The sequence below is a fragment of the Pseudomonas sp. 22515 genome (genome assembly GCF_052044625.1).
Classification (GTDB): Bacteria; Pseudomonadota; Gammaproteobacteria; order Pseudomonadales; family Pseudomonadaceae; genus Aquipseudomonas; species Aquipseudomonas alloputida.
The window spans coordinates 19,279-39,469 of the sequence record NZ_JBQENN010000009.1 but is presented as its reverse complement, the minus strand read 5'-3'; the positions used below and the strand labels follow the sequence as shown (position 1 = coordinate 39,469).

General features: G+C 63.5%; 17 protein-coding genes. 11 read left to right on the top strand and 6 right to left on the bottom strand.

All coding sequences use genetic code 11. From position 1 onward, the window contains the following. Nucleotides 1–44: 44 nt before the first annotated feature. The gene (locus ACTJJN_RS10530; protein WP_014756460.1) at nucleotides 45–1,238 is read left to right on the top strand and encodes an MFS transporter; all 1,194 of its coding nucleotides are present in this window, start codon (nucleotides 45–47) and stop codon (nucleotides 1,236–1,238) included. Here the strand turns inward: ACTJJN_RS10530 and ACTJJN_RS10525 are convergent. Then, nucleotides 1,200–2,246, bottom strand: a complete 1,047-nt coding sequence (locus ACTJJN_RS10525) for an alpha/beta hydrolase family protein (RefSeq protein WP_012052517.1) — start codon at nucleotides 2,244–2,246, stop codon at nucleotides 1,200–1,202. The two genes, ACTJJN_RS10530 and ACTJJN_RS10525, sit on opposite strands and share 39 nt — an antisense overlap. A 201-nt stretch (nucleotides 2,247–2,447) precedes the next feature. On the opposite strand from ACTJJN_RS10525, the gene yghU reads away from it, so the two are divergent. The 6 genes from yghU to ACTJJN_RS10495 all read left to right on the top strand — a co-directional run bounded on the left by yghU (nucleotide 2,448) and on the right by ACTJJN_RS10495 (nucleotide 9,760). After that, a complete protein-coding gene (gene yghU, locus ACTJJN_RS10520; RefSeq protein ID WP_003248134.1) occupies nucleotides 2,448–3,290 on the top strand; it encodes a glutathione-dependent disulfide-bond oxidoreductase in 843 nt (280 codons plus the stop codon). A 536-nt stretch (nucleotides 3,291–3,826) separates the two neighbouring features. Further along, nucleotides 3,827–5,530: an amidase gene (locus ACTJJN_RS10515; protein ID WP_014756457.1), complete on the top strand. Its 1,704-nt coding sequence runs from the start codon at nucleotides 3,827–3,829 to the stop codon at nucleotides 5,528–5,530. A gap of 82 nt (nucleotides 5,531–5,612) precedes the next feature. Next, nucleotides 5,613–6,287, top strand: a complete 675-nt coding sequence (locus tag ACTJJN_RS10510) for a helix-turn-helix transcriptional regulator (RefSeq protein ID WP_047604983.1) — start codon at nucleotides 5,613–5,615, stop codon at nucleotides 6,285–6,287. Beyond that, a complete protein-coding gene (locus ACTJJN_RS10505; RefSeq protein ID WP_440781229.1) occupies nucleotides 6,284–7,201 on the top strand; it encodes a pyridoxal-phosphate dependent enzyme in 918 nt (305 codons plus the stop codon). The genes ACTJJN_RS10510 and ACTJJN_RS10505 overlap by 4 nt, the downstream gene beginning before the upstream one ends. A 184-nt stretch (nucleotides 7,202–7,385) precedes the next feature. Further along, the gene (locus tag ACTJJN_RS10500; protein WP_014756455.1) at nucleotides 7,386–8,483 is read left to right on the top strand and encodes a carboxynorspermidine decarboxylase; all 1,098 of its coding nucleotides are present in this window, start codon (nucleotides 7,386–7,388) and stop codon (nucleotides 8,481–8,483) included. Between the two features lie 32 nt (nucleotides 8,484–8,515). After that, nucleotides 8,516–9,760: a saccharopine dehydrogenase family protein gene (locus ACTJJN_RS10495; RefSeq protein ID WP_003248123.1), complete on the top strand. Its 1,245-nt coding sequence runs from the start codon at nucleotides 8,516–8,518 to the stop codon at nucleotides 9,758–9,760. Between the two features lie 146 nt (nucleotides 9,761–9,906). On the opposite strand, the gene ACTJJN_RS10490 is transcribed toward ACTJJN_RS10495, so the two are convergent. Beyond that, a complete protein-coding gene (locus ACTJJN_RS10490) occupies nucleotides 9,907–10,953 on the bottom strand; it encodes a class I SAM-dependent methyltransferase (RefSeq protein ID WP_440781228.1) in 1,047 nt (348 codons plus the stop codon). A gap of 244 nt (nucleotides 10,954–11,197) precedes the next feature. On the opposite strand from ACTJJN_RS10490, the gene ACTJJN_RS10485 reads away from it, so the two are divergent. Continuing rightward, nucleotides 11,198–12,526, top strand: coding sequence for a UDP-glucose dehydrogenase family protein (locus ACTJJN_RS10485; RefSeq protein ID WP_161774884.1), 1,329 nt, complete (start codon nucleotides 11,198–11,200; stop codon nucleotides 12,524–12,526). 9 nt (nucleotides 12,527–12,535) lie between these two features. On the opposite strand, the gene mqo is transcribed toward ACTJJN_RS10485, so the two are convergent. Then, nucleotides 12,536–14,155, bottom strand: coding sequence for a malate dehydrogenase (quinone) (gene mqo / locus ACTJJN_RS10480; protein ID WP_012052522.1), 1,620 nt, complete (start codon nucleotides 14,153–14,155; stop codon nucleotides 12,536–12,538). Nucleotides 14,156–14,297: 142 nt separating this feature from the next. On the opposite strand from mqo, the gene ACTJJN_RS10475 reads away from it, so the two are divergent. Together ACTJJN_RS10475 and ACTJJN_RS10470 are read left to right on the top strand one after the other, a co-directional pair. Beyond that, nucleotides 14,298–15,518 carry a putative DNA modification/repair radical SAM protein gene (locus ACTJJN_RS10475; RefSeq protein ID WP_440781227.1) on the top strand — a complete coding sequence of 407 codons (1,221 nt, stop codon included), beginning with the start codon at nucleotides 14,298–14,300 and terminating at the stop codon, nucleotides 15,516–15,518. Continuing rightward, nucleotides 15,509–16,357: a TIGR03915 family putative DNA repair protein gene (locus tag ACTJJN_RS10470; RefSeq protein ID WP_440781226.1), complete on the top strand. Its 849-nt coding sequence runs from the start codon at nucleotides 15,509–15,511 to the stop codon at nucleotides 16,355–16,357. Before ACTJJN_RS10475 ends, ACTJJN_RS10470 begins: the two co-directional genes overlap by 10 nt. Nucleotides 16,358–16,419: 62 nt before the next feature. Here the strand turns inward: ACTJJN_RS10470 and ACTJJN_RS10465 are convergent, their stop codons facing one another. The 3 genes from ACTJJN_RS10465 to ACTJJN_RS10455 form a co-directional block, all read right to left on the bottom strand. Then, nucleotides 16,420–17,391, bottom strand: coding sequence for a biotin-dependent carboxyltransferase family protein (locus ACTJJN_RS10465; protein WP_014861077.1), 972 nt, complete (start codon nucleotides 17,389–17,391; stop codon nucleotides 16,420–16,422). Beyond that, entirely contained in the window at nucleotides 17,388–18,275 is an 888-nt protein-coding gene (locus ACTJJN_RS10460) for a 5-oxoprolinase subunit B family protein (protein WP_049586156.1), read from the bottom strand. The genes ACTJJN_RS10465 and ACTJJN_RS10460 overlap by 4 nt, the downstream gene beginning before the upstream one ends. Before the next feature lie 92 nt (nucleotides 18,276–18,367). After that, entirely contained in the window at nucleotides 18,368–19,126 is a 759-nt protein-coding gene (locus ACTJJN_RS10455) for a 5-oxoprolinase subunit PxpA (protein ID WP_409263810.1), read from the bottom strand. Nucleotides 19,127–19,246: 120 nt separating this feature from the next. Between ACTJJN_RS10455 and ACTJJN_RS10450 the strand changes: the two genes are divergently transcribed. Beyond that, a complete protein-coding gene (locus ACTJJN_RS10450; RefSeq protein WP_108191027.1) occupies nucleotides 19,247–20,164 on the top strand; it encodes a LysR family transcriptional regulator in 918 nt (305 codons plus the stop codon). Nucleotides 20,165–20,191: the final 27 nt, after the last annotated feature.

The following is a 20,191-nucleotide window of genomic DNA, read 5'->3' as shown; positions in this document are numbered from 1 at the left end:
GCCATGATGGGACCACGCCCAACCGCCCGCCCGCGAAAGAGCCCATGACCGCGCAACAACCTGCCCCCGCCAGTCACACGCTGCACATCACCCTGCAGATCTTGTCGATCGTTTTCTATACCTTCATTGCCTTCCTCTGCATCGGCCTGCCGATTGCGGTGCTGCCCAGCTATGTGCACGACCAGCTCGGCTTTGGCGCAGTGATCGCCGGTGTAACCATTGGCCTGCAGTACCTGGCCACGCTGCTGAGCCGCCCGTTTGCAGGCAAGGTGGCAGACACCTTGGGAGGGAAACAGGCCATCCGCTTTGGCTTGCTGGGGATTGCCGGTTGCGGGGTGTTGACGTTGCTGTCAGCCTGGACCCTCACCTTACCGCTGCTGAGCCTGGCACTGCTGCTCGGTGGACGTTTGCTGCTGGGCATCGCCCAAGGGCTGATCGGTGTGGCCACTTTGAGCTGGGGCATCAGCCAGGTCGGCCCCGAACACACTGCCAGGGTGATCTCGTGGAACGGCATCGCCTCCTATGGCGCGATCGCCATCGGTGCGCCGATCGGCGTGCTGGCCGTGGACGGGCTGGACTTCAGCGTACTGGGGCCGGCTTTGCTGGTGCTGGCAACCCTTGCCCTGCTGGTGCTTCGCAAGCGCCCCGACGTGGTCGTGGTGCGCGGCGAGCGCCTGCCCTTCTGGTCGGCGTTCGGCCGGGTTGCCCCGTGTGGCCTGGGTTTGACCCTGGCCTCGATCGGCTACGGCACCTTGACCACCTTCGTCACCCTGTATTACCTCGAGCGCGGCTGGGCCGGCGCGGCCTGGTGCCTGAGTGCGTTTGGTGTGTGCTTCATCATTTCGCGGCTGCTGTTCGTCAACGCGGTCAACCGCTTTGGTGGCTACAACGTGGCGGTCGCCTGCATGGCCACCGAAGTGCTGGGCTTGGGCCTTCTGTGGCTGGCGCCGTCACCGCCCTGGGCGCTGGTTGGTGCCGGGCTGACCGGTTTCGGGCTGTCGCTGGTGTACCCGGCATTGGGCGTGGAGGCGATCAAGCAAGTCCCCAGCAGCAGCCGCGGCGCAGGGCTGGGTGCCTATGCTGTGTTCTTCGACATGGCCTTGGCCATTGCCGGCCCGGTGATGGGCGCCGTGGCGGTACACCTGGGGTATGCCTCGATCTTCTGCGTGGCGGCCCTGCTCGCCTTGGCCGGGGTTGGCCTAACGTTGTGGCTGGCGCGGCGCGCCCGCCGTAGCTGAACGCTCAGCCGGCGCTGGCGCGCCCAGCGCCTGGCTGAAGAACGCTGCCGTTTCTCGCTGCAGCGAATGATGGATATGCCGGCGGTCGACGCCGTCGGCGTCCTTGCACAGCGCCGGCATTCGCGCGTACTGCTCGGCATCGCAGTGGGCCATGAACACGAAATGCCCGGCACCGGCCAACAGGCGGTAGTCCGGTGTGACCGGCAGTTTGCGGGCCAGGGCCTCGGCATTTCGGTCTACGGCCACAAGCTGATCGCTGTCGCCACTGTAGATCAGTGCGGGAACCTGCACCCCGGCCAGCGCATGGCGCCCGAACAACAGGCTCAGCGGCGCCATCAACATGACCGCCCCCACTCGCGGGTCGGTCTCGGGCGCCAGTTCGCTACGGTCGGCAATCAGGATGCCGTGGGTCTTGCAGGCGTCTGTGTCATGCGGGCGCTCCAGGCAGTACTGACGCAGACGGTCCAGGTCGGGGCGTGCGCCAGACAGGATCAACGCGGTTTCTCCGCCGGCCGAGTAGCCAATCACGCCCACCTTGCCTTCATTCAGATAAGGCCCGACCACTGCATCATCACGTGCTGCGGTGATCGCCGCGCTGACTTGCAGCGGCCGCCCATAAAGATTGCTCAGGGTGCCAAGGCGACTGTGGTCGCGCACGTTGTCCCCCGGGTGCACCACCGCCACCACCACGAACCCTTGCCGCGCCAGCGACGTGGCCAGGTAATGCAAAGCCAATGGGCTGCCCGTATTGCCGTGAGACAGCACCAGCAACGGGAATCGCCCCATGGCGACGGGCGCCTCTTCGGCCACGTCGACGGGATACCCGTCTATACGGCTGATACGGGTTTTGCCAACGGCCGGGTAGAACGCCAGCGCTTGCATCGGGCGGCTATCGACCGGGTCGGTCAAGGTCATAAGGTGCAGGCCGGCAACCCACGGCGCGGCCTCGGCGCGGGCCAACAGGCCGCCGAGCAGGACCAGCGCCAACACGCAGCGTGCAAGGGTCATCGGCCAGCGGTTCCTTGCAGGACGAAGGGATAACCCAGCATAAAACCGGCCGGCGTTGTGCCGGATGAAAACTGGATGAAACCGCCGTCATGCAAGCTGCGCCTGCACCCTGTGCATTTGCGCATTGCGTCGAACCCATGGCATAGATGCAGGTCAACGTTTTCACGTGACCGTTTTCGCGCCTTTGAAGGAGATTCATGCATGAGCAAGCCTGCCTACGTGCCACCCAAAGTCTGGCGCAACGACGCAGCCTCCGGCGGCCAGTTCGCCAGCATCAACCGCCCGGTCGCCGGCCCGACTCACGACAAGGACCTGCCGCTGGGCAAACACCCGCTGCAGCTGTATTCCCTGGCTACGCCCAACGGCGTCAAGGTCACCATTGCCCTTGAAGAGCTGCTTGCCCTGGGCCACGCCGGTGCCGAATACGATGCCTGGCTGATCCGCATCGGCGAGGGTGATCAGTTTTCCAGTGGCTTCGTCCAGGTCAACCCCAACTCGAAGATTCCCGCCCTGCTCGACCGCAGCGTGGAGCCGCCGGTGCGGGTGTTCGAATCAGGTTCGATCCTGCTGTACCTGGCAGAAAAGTTTGGAGCATTGCTGCCAAAATCGCCGGCTGCGCGCACCGAATGCCTGAACTGGTTGTTCTGGCAGATGGGTGCGGCGCCTTACCTGGGCGGTGGTTTTGGCCACTTCTACGTGTATGCACCGGAAAAGTTCGAGTACGCCATCAACCGCTTCACCATGGAGGCCAAGCGTCAGCTGGACGTACTTGATCGTCGCTTGGCCGAAAGCCGTTATCTGGGCGGCGAGGCATACAGTATTGCTGATATTGCCGTGTGGCCGTGGTATGGCCAGCTGGTACGCGGCAACCTGTATGACGCGGCGCAGTTCCTGGCGGTTGACGAGTACCCGAACGTACAGCGCTGGGCCGAGGACATCGCCCAGCGCCCTGCTGTGCAGCGCGGTACACGCGTGAACCGTACCTGGGGAGATGAACACAGCCAGGTGCCGGAGCGCCATAGCGCCGCCGACCTGGCAGGTTGACGCAAACCGTGTGGAGCAACTGTCTTGCTCAATTTCCATAGGCTGGCGCGATCCGTGTGGGAGCGGCCTTGTGTCGCGAANGGGCTGCTGTGCAGCCCTTTCGCGACACAAGGCCGCTCCCACAGGGACTGCGCCAGGCTTTAGATGTGGACGACGACTTTCAGGGCTTCCAGCGCCGGTTCGACCTTGATGCCCAGCACTGCCCCCAGGTCCATTACCCGCGCCAGGTCCTGCTGCCCTACCATGACCATCTGCAGTTCATACCTGTGGGAAACAACGGCGACCCTGGGGTTGTGGGTGGGTTTGCGGTGATGATGTTTCTCGATATCGCGCAGGGCTGAGGCTGAGCACCAGCCTGTGGGCGGCCCTTTGGTGACTGAAAGGCCGCCCCCACAATGGGCCGGGTAATGCCTGTGAATGCCCCCGACAATGCCCCCCTGCATAAAACCATTTGCCCCTGCGCAAACCTGCGTCCGCCAAGCCCTTCTTGTACACTCCTCGCATTAGCCCCCACCTGCACATTTTTTGGTGAACGCATGATCGAGGTAACCGAGGTTTCCATTGCCGAGCTGCGCGACGCGCTCGAGTCGGGCCGCACGACGGCGGTCGAGCTGGTCAACGCCTACCTGGCACGTATCGACGCCTACGATGGCGCCGACACCGCCACTGCCCTCAACGCCGTAGTGGTACGCAACCCAGAGGCGCTGAAAGAAGCCGAGGCCTCCGATGCCCGTCGTGCCAAGGGCCAGGTGCTTAGCCCGCTGGACGGCATCCCCTACACCGCCAAGGACAGCTACCTGGTCAAAGGCTTGACTGCCGCCTCCGGCAGCCCTGCCTTCAAGGACCTGGTCGCCCAGCGCGACGCCTTCACCATCGAGCGCCTGCGCGCCGCCGGTGCCGTGTGCCTGGGCAAGACCAACATGCCGCCCATGGCTAACGGTGGCATGCAGCGCGGCGTCTATGGCCGCGCCGAAAGCCCGTACAACGCCAACTACCTGACCGCGCCCTTCGCCTCGGGCTCGTCCAACGGTGCCGGTACCGCCACCGCCGCCAGCTTCAGCGCCTTTGGCCTGGCCGAAGAAACCTGGTCCAGCGGCCGTGGCCCGGCGTCCAACAACGGCCTGTGTGCCTACACCCCGTCGCGCGGGGTGATTTCGGTGCGTGGCAACTGGCCGCTGACGCCGACCATGGACGTGGTGGTGCCCTACGCCCGCACCATGGCCGACCTGCTGGAAATCCTCGACGTGGTGGTCGCCGATGACGCCGACAAGCGCGGCGACCTGTGGCGCCTGCAGCCGTGGGTGCCAATCCCCGCTGCCTCGACGGTACGTCCGGCTTCGTACCTTGAACTGGCGGTAGATGCCAGCGCGCTCAAGGGCAAGCGCTTTGGCGTACCACGCATGTATATAAATGCCGATCCCGAAGCGGGCACCGCCGAGAAGCCAGGCATCGGCGGGCCGACCGGCCAACGCATCAACACCCGCGCCACGGTGATCGACCTGTGGCAACAAGCACGCCAGGCCCTGGAAGCGGCGGGTGCCGAAGTGCTGGAAGTGGACTTCCCGTTGGTGTCCAACTGCGAAGGCGACCGCCCAGGCGCGCCGACCGTGTACAACCGTGGCATCGTCAGCAAGGCATTCCTCCATGACGAACTGTGGGAACTGTCGGGCTGGGCCTTTGACGACTTCCTGCGCGCCAACGATGACCCCAAGCTTAACCGCCTGGCCGATGTCGACGGGCTGAAGATCTTCCCCCACGACCCGGGCACCCTGCCCAACCGTGAAGATGACCTGGCTGCCGGCATGGACGAGTACGTCAACATGGCCAAACGTGGCCTGAAGACCTGGGACCAGATCGAGACCCTGCCCGACGGCCTGCGCGGGCTGGAGCAGACCCGCAAGCTGGACCTGGAAGACTGGATGGACAAGCTGGGCCTGGACGCGGTGCTGTTCCCCACCGTAGCCGACGTTGGCCCGGCCGATGCCGATATCAACCCGGTATCGGCGGACATCGCCTGGAGCAACGGTGTCTGGGTAGCCAACGGCAACCTGGCAATCCGTCACCTGGGCGTGCCGACCGTAACCGTGCCGATGGGCGTGATGGCCGATATCGGTATGCCGGTGGGGCTGACCTTTGCCGGGAAGGCCTATAGCGACAACGCGCTGCTGAGTTTTGCTGCCGCGTTCGAGGCCACCGGCTCGCGCCGGATGATTCCGCCGCGCACGCCGGCGCTCGGCTGAGTCTTACAGGGGCCGCAAAAGCAGATCGCGAATTTCAACCATATGTGTAAAAATGCACAAACAGTTGATTTTGCGGTCTGCCATGTCTATCACCCCCAGCGAAGAACGCCAACTCACCCTCACCGTGCTCAAGGCCGCGATCCAGGCACTGGGCAGCGTTGCCGCGCGCAACATGGAAATACTCCTGCACGACCTTGACCACCCCGAACACTCGGTGGTGGCGATCGTCAACGGTCATCTTTCCGGCCGCAGCGTGGGCAGCCCGATCCTCGCCGCACCGGAGCAGGACCAGGGTTTCAAGGCACTGATGCAGGCCTCGGCCGACCAGCACGGCTGTGAGCCGGTGGTGCTGCCCGATTACCCCACTACGCTCAAAGGCCGCACGCTACGGAGTGCCACGGCAATCTTCCGTGACAGCAGCGGCCACCCCTTCGCCAGCCTGTGCGTCAACACCGACGTCACCGGCCTGGATGCTGCCATGAGCTTTCTCCAGCAGTTGCAGCCGCTGGGGGCCATACCGGCGGTCAACGAACCGGCCGACATGGAGCTGCTGATGAGCGAGATCATCCAGGCTGCCCTGCAGCGCAGCGGCCAGGGGCGGATGAACAAACAGGCCAAGGTCGAGGCCGTGCGCGTCATGCAGGAGCGCGGCCTGTTCATCGTCAAGGGCGGCGTCGAGAAGGCTGCCAGCGCTCTAGGCGTGACGCGCTACACCATTTACAACTACCTCGAGCAACTACGCGGAGCCAGCCAATGACCTTGCACATTCATACCCCCCTGATCGAGTCGCGCCCGCTGTCGTTGGCGGCCGGTCGTAATATCTGGCTCAAGCTCGACGCCCTGCAACCCTGCGGTTCGTTCAAACTGCGCGGTGTAGGCTACGCCTGCGAGGTACACCACGCGCGTGGCGCCCGGCACTTTGTGTCCTCGTCAGGTGGCAATGCCGGTTTGGCAGTCGCCTACGCCGGACGCAAGCTGGGGGTGCCGGTGACCGTGGTGGTACCCGAAACCACCACCGAACGGGCCAAGCAGCTGCTGCACCTGGAAGAAGCCAAGGTGGTGGTGCACGGCAGTTCCTGGCAAGAGGCCAACGCCCTGGCACAGACACTGGTAGGCCCGAACGATGCCTTCATCCACCCATTCGACGACCCACTGCTGTGGGCCGGGCATGCCAGCCTGGTGGATGAAGTGGCCGAAGCCGGCCTGAAGCCGGACGCGGTGGTGTTGTCAGTCGGCGGGGGCGGCTTGCTCAGTGGCGTGGTAGAGGGGCTCAAGCGCAATGGCTGGGGCGATGTGCCGGTGCTGGCAGTAGAAACCGAGGGCGCGGCGTCGCTGCATGCGGCCATGCAGGCTGGGCATTCGGTGGAGCTGGAGCGCATCGCCTCGGTGGCCACGTCGCTGGGGGCCAAGCGTGTGGCTGATCAGGCGCTGACGTGCGTGCAGCAGCATCCGGTGCACAGCCATCTGGTCAGCGATCGCGCAGCGCTGGAGGCCTGTGAGCGGTTCTTGCTGGACCACCGTGTGCTGGTCGAGCCCGCGTGCGGGGCGGCGTTGGCAGTGGCCTATGATGCCAAGGCACTGGGCGCCTTGCGCAATGTCCTGGTGGTGGTCTGTGGCGGCGCTACCGCAACACTGGAGCAGATCCAGGCCTGGCTGCAGCAGGCAGACTGAAGCTGCCATCTGTCGGGGGTGATTACGACAGTCACATGCACCTGATCTACTAGGCTCGCCGCAACCGAAAAGCCCACGCAATGGCGTCAACCCTGACGAAATGCGTATCCCGCCCTTTCGGTCTGCGGCAAGTGAAGGCACAATGCGTGTCCTTTTTTTGGCCGGCCTGGCCGGGGGCCTTTAAATGATCAAGACGCCGTATTACCTCATCGATAAAACCAAGCTGCTCAGCAACATGGAGAAGATCGCCTACGTGCGCGAACACTCCGGTGCCAAGGCGCTGCTCGCCCTCAAATGCTTCGCCACCTGGTCGGTGTTCGACCTGATGCAGCAGTACATGGACGGTACCACCTCGTCCTCCCTGTTCGAGCTCAAGCTCGGCCGCCAGAAGTTCGCCGGCGAAACCCATGCCTATAGCGTGGCCTGGGCCGACGACGAGGTCGAGGAGATGCTTGAGAACTGCGACAAGATCATCTTCAACTCGATCGGCCAGCTGCAACGCTTTGCCGAACAGTCCGAAGGCAAGGTGCGTGGTCTGCGCGTCAACCCGCAGGTCAGCAGCTCCGACTACCTGCTGGCCGACCCGGCCCGCCCGTTCAGCCGCCTGGGCGAATGGGACCCGGCCAAGATCGAGCAGGTGATCGAACACATTTCCGGCTTCATGTTCCACAACAACTGCGAGAACGGTGACTTCGGCCTGTTCGACAAGATGCTCACGCACATCGAAGAGCGATTCGGCCACCTCCTGCACAAGGTCGAGTGGGTCAGCCTTGGTGGTGGCATTCACTTCACCGGTGAAGACTATGCAGTAGACGCCTTCTGCGCGCGCCTGAAGGCGTTCTCGGAAAAATACGGCGTGCAGGTTTACCTGGAGCCGGGCGAAGCCGCCATCACCAACAGCGCCTCGCTGGAAGTGACCGTGCTCGATACCCTGTACAACGGCAAGCACCTGGCCGTGGTCGACAGCTCGATCGAAGCGCACCTGCTCGACCTGCTGATCTACCGCCTCAACGCCAAGATGGCCCCCAATGACGGCGAGCATACCTACATGGTCTGCGGCAAGTCATGCCTGGCCGGTGACATCTTCGGCGAGTACCAATTCGACCGTCCGCTGGCCATTGGCGATCGCCTGTCGTTCATCGACACGGCGGGTTACACCATGGTCAAGAAAAACTGGTTCAACGGGCTGAAGATGCCTTCCATCGTGGTCAAGCAGCTCGACGGCAGCGTCGAAGTCGTCCGCGAGTTCGGTTTCGAAGACTACGTTTCCAGCCTGTCGTAAGACCGGCTTTCAAGTAAGGAGCAAAGGGTAAATTGAAGAAGAACGTTCTTATCATTGGTGCAGGAGGTGTCGCCAAGGTGGTGGCCCACAAGTGCGCGCAGCATAACGACGAACTGGGTCGTATCGCCATCGCGTCACGGAACATCTCCAAATGCCAGGCCATCATCGACAGCGTCAAGGCCAAAGGTAGCCTCAAGGTACCCGCCGACATCCAGGCCTTCTCGCTCAATGCCCTCGATGTCGAGGCAACCAAGGCGCTGATCCGCGAAACCGAATCGCAGATCGTGATCAATGTGGGTTCCGCCTTCCTCAACATGTCGGTGCTGCGTGCTTGCATCGATACGGGTGTCGCCTATCTGGACACCGCCATCCACGAAGAGCCGGGCAAGATCTGCGAGACCCCACCGTGGTACGGCAACTACGAGTGGAAACACCTCGAAGAGTGCCAGGCAAAGAACATTACCGCCATTCTCGGCGTCGGTTTCGACCCGGGTGTGGTGAACAGCTACGCCAAGCTGGCGCAGCAACAGTATTTCGACAGCATTGATTCGATCGATATTCTCGACGTCAATGCCGGTTCACATGGCAAGTACTTTGCCACCAACTTCGACCCGGAAATCAACTTCCGCGAGTTCACCGGACAAGTGTGGAGCTGGCAGAACAGCCAGTGGACCAGCAACACCATGTTCGAGGTCAAGCGTACCGACGACCTGCCAGTGGTAGGCTCGCAAAACCTGTACCTGACCGGCCACGATGAAGTTCACTCGATTTCGAAGAACCTCAACGTCCCGAACGTGCGCTTCTGGATGAGCTTCGGCGAGCACTACATCAATGTGTTCACGGTTTTGAAAAACCTGGGCCTGCTCAGCGAGCAACCGGTGAAAACCGCCGAAGGCCTGGAAGTGGTACCGCTGAAAGTGGTCAAGGCTGTACTGCCAGACCCGGCCTCGCTGGCCCCTGGCTACACCGGCAAAACCTGCATCGGCGACCTGGTCAAAGGCACCAAGGATGGCCAGCCGCGCGAAGTGTTCATCTACAACGTGGCCGACCACGAAGAAGCCTACGCCGAGACCGACAGCCAGGGCATTTCCTACACCGCCGGCGTACCGCCAGTGGCTGCCGCCCTGCTGGTAGCCCGTGGCGAGTGGGATGCCAAGCGCATGGTCAACGTCGAGGAGCTGCCAGCCGAGCCGTTCCTCAAGGCGCTGGACGTGATGGGCCTGCCGACCCGTGTCAAAGATGAAAAAGGCGATCGTCCTTGGGACGCTGAAGCCTAAGCAACAAACAGAAGGGGCGCCACATGGCGCCCCTTCTGCTTTCCAGGCCCAGCCACTTCGCGGGCAGCCCAGGCGCTCCACAGGCCTGAAACAAGCACGTAACCTGTGTGGGCGAGCCCGCGAAGAGGCCGGTGCAGGATCACGCTCTACTTGCGGGCCTCCAGAATCAGGTTGAACGGCGTCTGCGTCGCCCGCCGGAACCTGCTGAACCCTGCCTCCTCGAAGACCGCCCGCAATCGCGCCTCCCCGGCCTGCGCACCCAACCCCAGCCCCACTTCCTGCGACAACGAATTGGGCGTGCAGATAAACGTCGACGCCGCATAGAACAAGCGCCCGACCGGTGTCAGGTTACCCTCCAGCGAGTCCTCGGCATAAGGCTCCACCAGCATGACCGTGCCATCCGCTTTCAAAGCATGGTAGGCATGCCTGGCTGCCCCGACCGGGTCACCCATGTCGTGCAGGCAATCGAAGAAGCACACCAGGTCATGGTCATGCCCCGGGTACTCCTTGGCGCTGGCCTGCTGGAAGTTCACCCGCGACTCCAACCCCGCTTCACGCGCACGCGCGTTGGCGGTGACGATCGAAGGCTGATGATAGTCGTACCCCACGAAGGTCGACGCCGGAAACGCCTGCGCCATCACCAGCGTCGAGGCACCATGACCGCACCCCACATCCGCCACCTTGGCGCCCGCCTGCAGCTTGGCCACCACACCCTCCAGTGCCGGCAGCCAATCCGCTACCAGGAAGGTGCGATACCCCGGCCGGAAAAACCGCTCGGTACCGCTGAACATGCACGGGTGGTGATCGCCCCAGGCCAACCCGCCATCGCCGCGCATGGCGGCTACCAGCTTGTCCTTGTCATGGAACAGCGCCGCCACCACTGACGCGCCGCCGGCCATGTAGGCCGGAGAGTCCTCCAGCGCCAGGGCCATGGCCTGTTCTTCAGGCAGCACAAAACGGCCCTTGTCATGGACCATGTAGCCCGATGCTGCCTGGGCATTCAACCATTCTCGCACCAGCCGCGGGTGGCAGCCGGTCTTTTCCGCCAGTTGCTCAGGGGTGACCGCCTGGCTGTCGGCCATGGCCCGGTACAGCCCCAGTTCATCGCCGAGAATGACATTGGCCAGCGTCGCCGCCGCGCCCATGTCGCCCACCAGCTTGCCCATGAAATCGTGAAGCCTTGCCTCGTCCATGACCTGCCCTCCTCTGCAAGAAGGCCATCGCCAACGAGGGACATCCGCTCCGGGAAGGCGGTGGTCGGTTCAAGGGTTTTCGTTCGCGGTACAACGCGCTAACGCGAGCTGTCATTAAGTTTAGATGCTCTGCCTGGGCGACGTGGAATAACGGCCATATGGTCCACGCGCACATCCTTCAGGTCACAATTCCTAAACAACGATGTGACATTTTTTTTCAGCTTTCCTATCAAGGAGCTGTCAAATGAAGGTCACGGTTTTCGGAACCGGTTATGTCGGCCTGACCCAGGCGGTGTGCCTGGCCCAGGTGGGCCATTCGGTGTTGTGCATGGATGTCGATGCCGATCGGGTGGCCAGCCTGAGTGAGGGTCATTGCCCGATCTTCGAGCCCGGCCTTGCGCCGCTGCTGGAGAAGAACCTCGCCTGCGGTCGGCTGCGCTTCACCACGGATGCCGCAGTCGCTGCCAACTATGCCAGGTTGCAGTTCATTGCCGTCGGTACTCCGCCGCAAGCCGATGGCAGTGCCGACCTGAAGCACGTTTTCGCCGTGGTCGACAGCATCCTCGAGCATGCTGACGGGCCCAAAGTAATCGTCAACAAGTCCACCGTGCCGGTGGGTACCGTACACCGCATCAAGGCACGCATCGCCCAGGCCGTGGCCGATACCAGTCGCTTCCAGGTGATCAGCAACCCGGAGTTTCTCAAGGAAGGGTCTGCGGTGGATGACTGCATGCGCCCCCAGCGCATCATCATCGGCGGCGCAGAAGCGGCCGAAGTGGAGTTGCTACGCGAGCTTTACCTGCCGTTCAACCGCAACCGCGAAAAGTTCATGGTCATGGACGCGCGCAGTGCCGAGCTGACCAAGTACGCAGCCAATTGCATGCTGGCCACCAAGATTTCTTTCATCAACGAAATCGCCAACCTGGCCGAGCACCTGGGGGCCGACATCGAAATGGTGCGCCGTGGCATCGGCTCGGACCCGCGCATCGGTTATGACTTCATCTACGCCGGCTGCGGATTTGGCGGCTCGTGCTTCCCCAAAGACCTGCAAGCCCTGCGCCACAGTGCCGAGGCAGAAGGCTTCGAGACGCAGTTGCTGCGCGCAGTAGAGTCGGTCAACGAGCAGCAGAAGGGCCGGCTGTTCAGCAAGATCCAGCGCCACTACCCTGGCGGCCTGCGGGGCAAGGTGTTTGCCCTGTGGGGGTTGTCGTTCAAGCCCAATACCAATGATATCCGCGAAGCCTCCAGCCGGGTCCTGCTGGAAGCGTTGTGGTCCGCGGGCGCACGGGTGCAGGCCCACGACCCTCAGGCCATGGAAGAAATCCGGCGCCACTACGGCCCGCGTGCCGACTTGCAACTGGTGCCCTGCAAGGACGATGCGTTGCGGGGCGCCGATGCCCTGGTGATCGTCACCGAATGGCAGGACTACCGTGTGCTCAACCTGGACGAGGTGCCGCAGCAGCTGGCCGACCGGGTGGTGTTCGATGGCCGCAACCTGTACGAACCCGAGCACATGGCCTCGGCAGGGCTGACTTACTACGGCATCGGACGTGGCAAGATTGCGCCAGCTTGACTGCAATGATTACCGGCTGGCCACTCCCTGGCTGTCAGCCGGTCTTATGGACTCAGGGCGCTGTGGACTGACAGGCGGCTCAAGCTGCAGCACCTCGTTGGTATATGCCCACTCCTTCTCTAGCTGATCCGGGTGGTCGTTCAGGCGGATGCCATAGGACGGGATGATCTGTTTGATCTTGGCCTGCCACTCGGGCGACGCCACCTTGTTCTTGAACACCTTGTTCAACACGTCGAGCATGATAGGCGCAGCGGTCGACGCACCGGGAGAGGCCCCCAGCAAGCCGGCGATACTGCCGTCCCTGGACGTCACCACCTCGGTACCGAGCTTGAGCACACCGCCCAACGCTTCGTCTTTCTTGATGATTTGCACCCGCTGGCCCGCCTGCCACAGCCGCCAGTCTTCTTTCTTCGCCTCGGGGAAGTAGGTGCGCAGCGCTTCGAAGCGGTCATCGTCCGATTGCAGCACCTGCCCGATCAGGTACTGCACCAGGTCGAACTCGCGTACCCCTACCCGCACCATCGGCCAGGCATTGTGCACGCTGGTACTGGCGAGCAGGTCAAGCAATGAGCCCTGCTTGAGGAACTTGGTCGAGAAGGTGGCGAACGGCCCAAACAGGATCAGGCGCTTGCCATCAAGTACCCGGGTGTCCAGGTGCGGCACCGACATGGGCGGCGCACCGGTTGCGGCAATGCCATAGGCCTTGGCCATGTGACGCTGGGCGATAGCCGGGTTGTCAGTGACCAGGAACGAGCCACCGACCGGGAAGCCGCCATAGTCCTTGGCCTCGTCGATACCCGACTTCTGCAGCAGCGGCAGTGCCGCCCCGCCAGCGCCGATGAACAGGAACCGGGCATCGGTGGCTGCCTTGCTGCCATTCTTCAGGTTCTTGTACTCGACGTGCCAGGAACCGTCGTCGTTACGGGTGATGTCCTGCACTTCGCTCGACAGCTTGAGATCGAAGTTCGGCCGCGTCTGCAGGTAACCCACATACTGCCGGGTGATCTCGCCAAAGTTGACGTCGGTGCCGATCGGCGTCCAGGTCACGGCCAGCTTCTGATTGGGGTCACGCCCTTCCATCATCAAGGGTACCCACTTGCGGATCTGCTCGTGGTCTTCGGAATACTGCATGGGTTTGAACAGGGGGCTGGCCTGCAGCGCCTCGTAGCGCTTCTTCAGGAAGCGGATATTGTCATCGCCCCAGACAAAGCTCATGTGCGGGGTGGTGTTGATGAACGAATGCGGGTTTTTCAGCACGCCCTGTTTCACTTGCCAGGCAAGGAACTGCCGGGTCACCTGGAAAGATTCGTTGATTTCCACCGCTTTGCTGATGTCGATCTTGCCGTCTTTTTCCGGCGTGTAGTTCAGCTCAGCCAGGGCCGAGTGGCCGGTACCCGCATTGTTCCAGCCGTTGGAGCTTTCTTCGGCCACCTTGTCCAGGCGCTCGACCATTTCCATCGACCAGCCGGGTTCCAGTTCGTTGAGCCACACAGCCAAGGTGGAACTCATGATGCCGCCGCCTACCAGCAGCACATCGACCTTTCGGGTTTCTGCAGCCTGGGCATTGAGCATAGCGATTGCCCACGCCAGACCGGCCAGCGCCAATGTTGGCTTGATGGTGATCTTCATAACCTCTCCCATGCCTCGTTGCCCTGCAAGACTCAGCCAAAGCTTAGCTGACGGTTAGGGTCGGGCATGGCTGGCGCAAACTGCTTGCAATCCATCAAATCTCAAAATACTGTATGAATATTCAGTATTGCGAGATCGCGCCATGCAACTCATCGCCAAACTCGGCATCCTGGCCGATGCCGCCAAGTACGACGCATCTTGCGCCAGCAGCGGCGCGCCCAAGCGTAACTCGCGCGGCGCTGACGGCCTGGGTGCTACCAATGGCATGGGTATCTGTCACAGCTACACCCCCGACGGCCGCTGCGTATCACTGCTCAAGGTACTGCTGACCAACTTCTGCCTGTATGACTGCCAGTACTGCGTCAACCGCCGCTCCAGCAACGTGCCACGCGCGCGCTTCAGCCCCGAGGAAGTGGTACGCCTGACCCTGGACTTCTACCGGCGCAACTGCATCAGCGGCCTGTTCCTCAGCTCCGGCATCATCCGCTCGGCGGACTACACCATGGAGCAGCTGATCCGTGTGGCCCGGCTGCTGCGCGAAGAGCACAGCTTCCGCGGCTACATCCACCTCAAGGCCATCCCCGATGCCGACCCGCTGCTGATCGAAGAAGCCGGGCGCCTGGCCGACCGCCTCAGCGTCAACATCGAACTGCCCACCGACGCCAGCCTCAAGCGCCTGGCGCCAGAAAAGCAAGGGCACACCATTCGCCAGGCCATGGGCGTGATTCAGCAGGGCCAGCAGGCCGTGGCCAACGAGCCCAGGGCGCCGCGCTTTACCCCGGCCGGGCAGAGCACTCAAGTCATCGTCGGCGCCGACAGCACCGACGACAGTACCTTGCTGCGCAATGCCGAGTCGCTGTACCAGGGCTACGGCCTCAAGCGCGTGTACTACTCCGCCTTCAGCCCGATCCCCGACAGCCCCGGCAGCGTGCCCCTCGCCGCACCACCGCTGCTGCGCGAACACCGCCTGTATCAAGCCGACTTCCTGCTGCGTGGCTATGGCTACAAGGCTGGCGAGCTGCTGGGCCACAGCGGTAACCTGGCACTGGACATCGACCCCAAGCTGGCCTGGGCGCTGGCCAACCGCGAAGTCTTCCCGCTGGACGTGAACCGCGCGGAACCTGCGCTACTGGCGCGTATCCCCGGCATCGGCCTGCGCAGCGTACAGCGCCTGGTCTCCCTGCGCCGGGAGCGGCGCATCCGTTATGACGACCTGATCCAGCTGCGCTGCGTGCTGGACAAGGCACGGCCGTTCATCGTCACCAGCGACTACCGCCCTGCCCAGGCCGAGCTGCGCAGCGGCTTGCTGCGCGCGCGCTTGAGTGAGCCGCCAGCGCCCGTGCAGATGGGGTTATGGGGGTGATCGCACTCGACTGCGACGACCTGTTCGCCACCTGGCGCGACCAGGCCCGGGTGTTGTTGAGCCATGGCATCGACCCGTCGGAAGTCACCTGGTCGCAAGGCCCGATGGCGGACCTGCTGGCCGTGCCGGCAGCGCCGCCTGAAGGGCCTGGCCCTTTCCGGGCCAAAGTCCCGGCCGCACTGCTGAGCCAGTTGGAGCAGGCCTCTCGCTACCGTGGCGAACAGCGCTGGAACCTGCTGTATGAAGTGCTGTGGCGCGTCGCCCATGGCGACCGCACGGCAATGCTGGCCGGTGACCGGCTGGGCAGTGAGCTGCAACGGCGCATCAAGCAGGTAACCCGCGAGGCACATCACTTGCACGCGTTTGTACGCTTCGTGCCGCTGCCTGATGAACTGGCTGAGCACTTGCAACTGGAGCTGGTGGCCTATCACGAGCCGGCACACGACATTCTGCACAATGCCAGCGCGCATTTTGCCGATCGCCTGGGGCGTTTGCGCTGGTTGATTGCCACGCCACAGGATGGCATTCGCTTCGACGGCCAGTCGTTCGACTACCAGCGACAGTGCCCCGAGCCCTGGCGCCAGTGGGCCCGCAACGCCGAAGACCCCGGCGCCGAACTCTGGCGCACCTACTACCGCCATACCTTCAACCCGGCCCGCCTCAACCCGGATGCCTTGCGCCTGCACATGCCAGGGCGGTTCTGGCGGCATTTGCCGGAAGGCATGCTGATACCGCAGCTTGAAGGCCTGGCGCGCCAAGGCAAACAGCGGGACGGCCAAGCCCTTGAGGTGGCCTCGCAAACCGGCAAGACCATCAGTAAGCCTGCGCGCTCGGTGTAGCCGCGGAGCCTGTTGCGGCCCCGTCGAGACACAAGGCCGCAGCTACAGCGAAAACATCATGCTCAACTGAAGAGCCTGGCCAGGCAGGCCAGCTTCTTCTTGTACGAACGCCGCGCCTCCAGTGCCTGCTCCAGGCTCACCGGCAGGAACCGCGCCTGCTGGTTGGGCTGCATCTGCCCGATCAGGTCGAGGTCGGCACTGATCACCGTGCCGATCATGGCGTAGCCGCCCCCCGACACTGCATCGCGATGCAGGATGATCGGTTCCAACCCTGCCGGCACCTGGATCGATCCGATCGGGTAGCAGCTGTCGACGATATTGGACGGGTCCGACCCCGCACCGAACGGCTGCTCGCGCGGTTGGAAACTCAAGGCGCTGCCGCCTTTGTAGCGATAACCGATACGGTCCGCTTCGGAGCCAACGGTCCAGGCGTCGGTGAAGAAACGTTGCGCTGCAGCTTCGGTCAGGCGGTGGAAGTACAGCCCAGGCACCACCCGCAACACCACCTCGCCCCCCAGGGCCTGACGCAGGGCCATGGGCAAACTTGCACCGGCACGGGTCTTGCCGCTGGGCACGCCGACCGGCAGCAGGTCGCCCGCCATCAGTTTGCGCCCATGAAAGCCACCCAACGCGCCCAGCGCGTAGGTGGACCGGCTACCCAGTACCTCGGGCACATCGATGCCTCCGGCCACTGCCAGGTAGGCCCGGGCGCCCGCTGTTGGAAAGCCGAAACGCAACACTTGCCCGGCCCGCACGGCAAACGCCGTGTCCGGGCGCTGCTCGCGGCCATCGAGCAACGCTGGCATCTGCGCACCGCACACAGCGACCAGTGCGTCCTGCTGGAACTCCAGCTCCGGCCCCACCAGCGCACACTCCAGGCCCGCAGCGCCGGCCGGGTTGCCCACCAGGTGATTGGCTGCGCTCAAGGCGTACTGGTCGAGTGCGCCGGACGGTGGGATACCCAGGTGGTAGTAACCTTCGCGGCCCAGGTCCTGTACAGAAGTGGCCAGCCCCGGTTTGAGTACCTTGATCATGCCAGCACCTCCTGCAACGATTTGGGGTAGCCGACCGGGTCGGCGAGGAAGGCGTCCAGGGAAAACGCCACCGGGCGAATGCGCAGGTCGAAGCAGCCATCCTCCACTTCCGCCACCGCCTGGTCGTAGGTGCGGCGGTCGATAGGCTTGAACTGCACGATGTCACCCGGGCGGAAGAACACCATGTGCTCTTTCAGGTAATTCAAGGTCTGCTGCGGGTCGTAGATCGGTGCCGGGGTGACGCCGAACATCTGGTAGCCCCCCGCCCCGCGCACCGAGTAGATGCAACCAAAGCAGCCGCCATGGCCCAGGGTGAGCTTGGGCGTGTCGGTACGGGGTCGCAGGTACTTGGGCACCTGCAGCTGCCGCTCGCGCTCGACCATCTGGAACATGAACGGCAGGCCGGCGACAAAGCCCACCATCGACACGAACCATGGCGCGCCACTGTGGGCGGCGATGAAGGCCTCGACATCGGCCAGGCCGTTGATGCGCGCGGCGTACTCCAGGTCAGTGCTGGTCGGGTCCTGGTGGCGATCCCGAAAGCGCATCAGGGTTTCATGGGTCCAGGGGTCGTTGTACAGCACCGGGATCTCGATGATCCGCGTCTGCAACGAACGCTCGGCCACCGCCTGCGCCTCGGCGCCGCGCACGGCTTCGAGCAGTGCCTCGGGGGCGATACGGTCCGGGTCGAAGCGGACCTGGAACGACGCATTGGCCAGGCACACATCAAGTACGCCATCCAGGGCCATGCGCTCCACCGCACGGGTGACGGCCATACCCTTGAAAAAGGCCTCCAGCGACATGCTTTCGCTGACTTCGGCAAACAGGTGCTCGTCGGCGCCGAAGCTGTAACGGATCGGGGTTGTAGCAAGCGGTTCGGCCATGACAGTTCCTTTTCTTGAAATCTTTATAGAAAGGCAGGCGAAAACAAGATACACGGGCTCCGGCGTGTCGGTTTGCCGGATGCCTGACGGGTTCAGCGCGGTGCCCGCACCACGATGCCGGCCGCATCCAGTGCCCTGCGCGTGGCCTCGACCAGGTCCAGGGCGCCCGGGGTGTCACTGTGCAGGCAAATGGAATCGAATTCGATCGCCAGGTCCTGGCCTTCGACCGTGCGCACCACGCCTTGCCGGCAAGCACGCAGCACCCGCTCGGCAACGGCCTGGGGCTCGTAGCCACGCACATTGCGGGTAAACACGATCGACCCGCTCAGGTCGTACTCGCGGTCGGCATAGAACTCGCGAATCACCGGCTGCCCCAGTTCCTGGGCAATGCGGCAGATCACCGAACCCGGCATGCAGTACAGCAGCAACTCGGGCTCGATCACCCGCAGGTTCTGCACCAGCAAGCGCGCCGCTTCTTCGTCACGCGCCAAGTGCATGTACAGCGCCCCATGCGGCTTGATGTGCTGCAGGCGCACGCCCTGGGCACGAGCGATTTCACGCAGCGCGCCCAATTGATAGAGCATGTCGTCCACCAGTTCCTGCGCCGAGGCATTGATGTGCCGGCGGCCAAAGCCGACCAGGTCGCGGAAACCCGGGTGTGCTCCCACCGCAACCCCAAGGGCCTTGGCGCGCTCGACGGTGCGGCGCATGGTGCCGGGGTCGCCGGCGTGGAAACCGGTGGCGATGTTGGCGCTGCTGATGTAGCCCATCAGTTCGTGATCGACGCCGTCGCCAATCGTCCACGGGCCAAAGCCCTCACCCATGTCCGAGTTGAAATCCACTGCTTGCATGACCGCGTCTCCTGGCACTTGTGACTGCATGCAAGCCACGTTAGATTCTCTACACCCCCTTGGGAAGATCTATAAACAGATGGGGTACCTTCTGAAAATCAGATACCCCGGGAGCCTACCGTGTCACTCACCTTGCGCCAGGTCCGCTACTTCGTTGCCACCGCTGAAATCGGCCAGATCTCCCAAGCGGCAATCCACCTGAACATCTCCCAGTCGGCAGTGACCACGGCCATCAAGGAGCTGGAAGCGATGCTCGGCGTGCTGTTGTTCCAGCGCTCGGCCCAAGGCATGAGCCTGACCGAAGCCGGCCGGCACTTCTTGAACCGGGCCTACGTCATCCTGCGCAGTGTCGACGATGCGTTGAACAGCCCGCTTCCGGACGTGCGCGCCAGTGGCCTGTTGCGCCTGGCGGCGAGTTACACGGTGATCGGCTACTTCCTGCCGCACCACTTGCAGCGCCTGGAGCACTGGCATCCGGACGTGACCCTGGAGCTGTACGAGCAGGAGCGCAGCGCCATCGAGCAAGGCCTGCTGGAGGGGCGTTTCGACATGGCGGTGGTGCTCACCGCCAACCTCACCCACCCCGACATCGTCTCGGAAACCCTGTTCAACTCCGAGCGCCGGCTGTGGCTGCCCGGGCATCACCCACTGTGCGAGCGCTCGGCCGTGAGCCTGGCCGATGTGGCCTGTGAGCCGTTCATTCTGTTGACGGTGGATGAGGCCGAGCAAAGTGCCATGCGCTACTGGGAGCAGGCCGGGCAACGGCCAAGCGTAAGGGTGCGGACCAGCTCGGTGGAGGCCGTGCGCAGCATGGTCGCCAATGGCAGCGGTGTGGCGATCCTGTCGGACCTGGTGCACCGGCCGTGGTCGCTGGAGGGCAAGCGTATAGAGACAGTGAGCATCAGCGACCCGGTCACACCGATGAGCGTGGGGTTGGCCTGGCACCGGGAACGGGCATTCAGCCCGGCGATGCAGGCGGTGCGCAATTACTTCCATGATGCGTTTCTGGCACCGCAGCAGTTGTCGGCCCGGCGCTGAGCCTGCCTTTGCAAGCCCGCGAAGAAA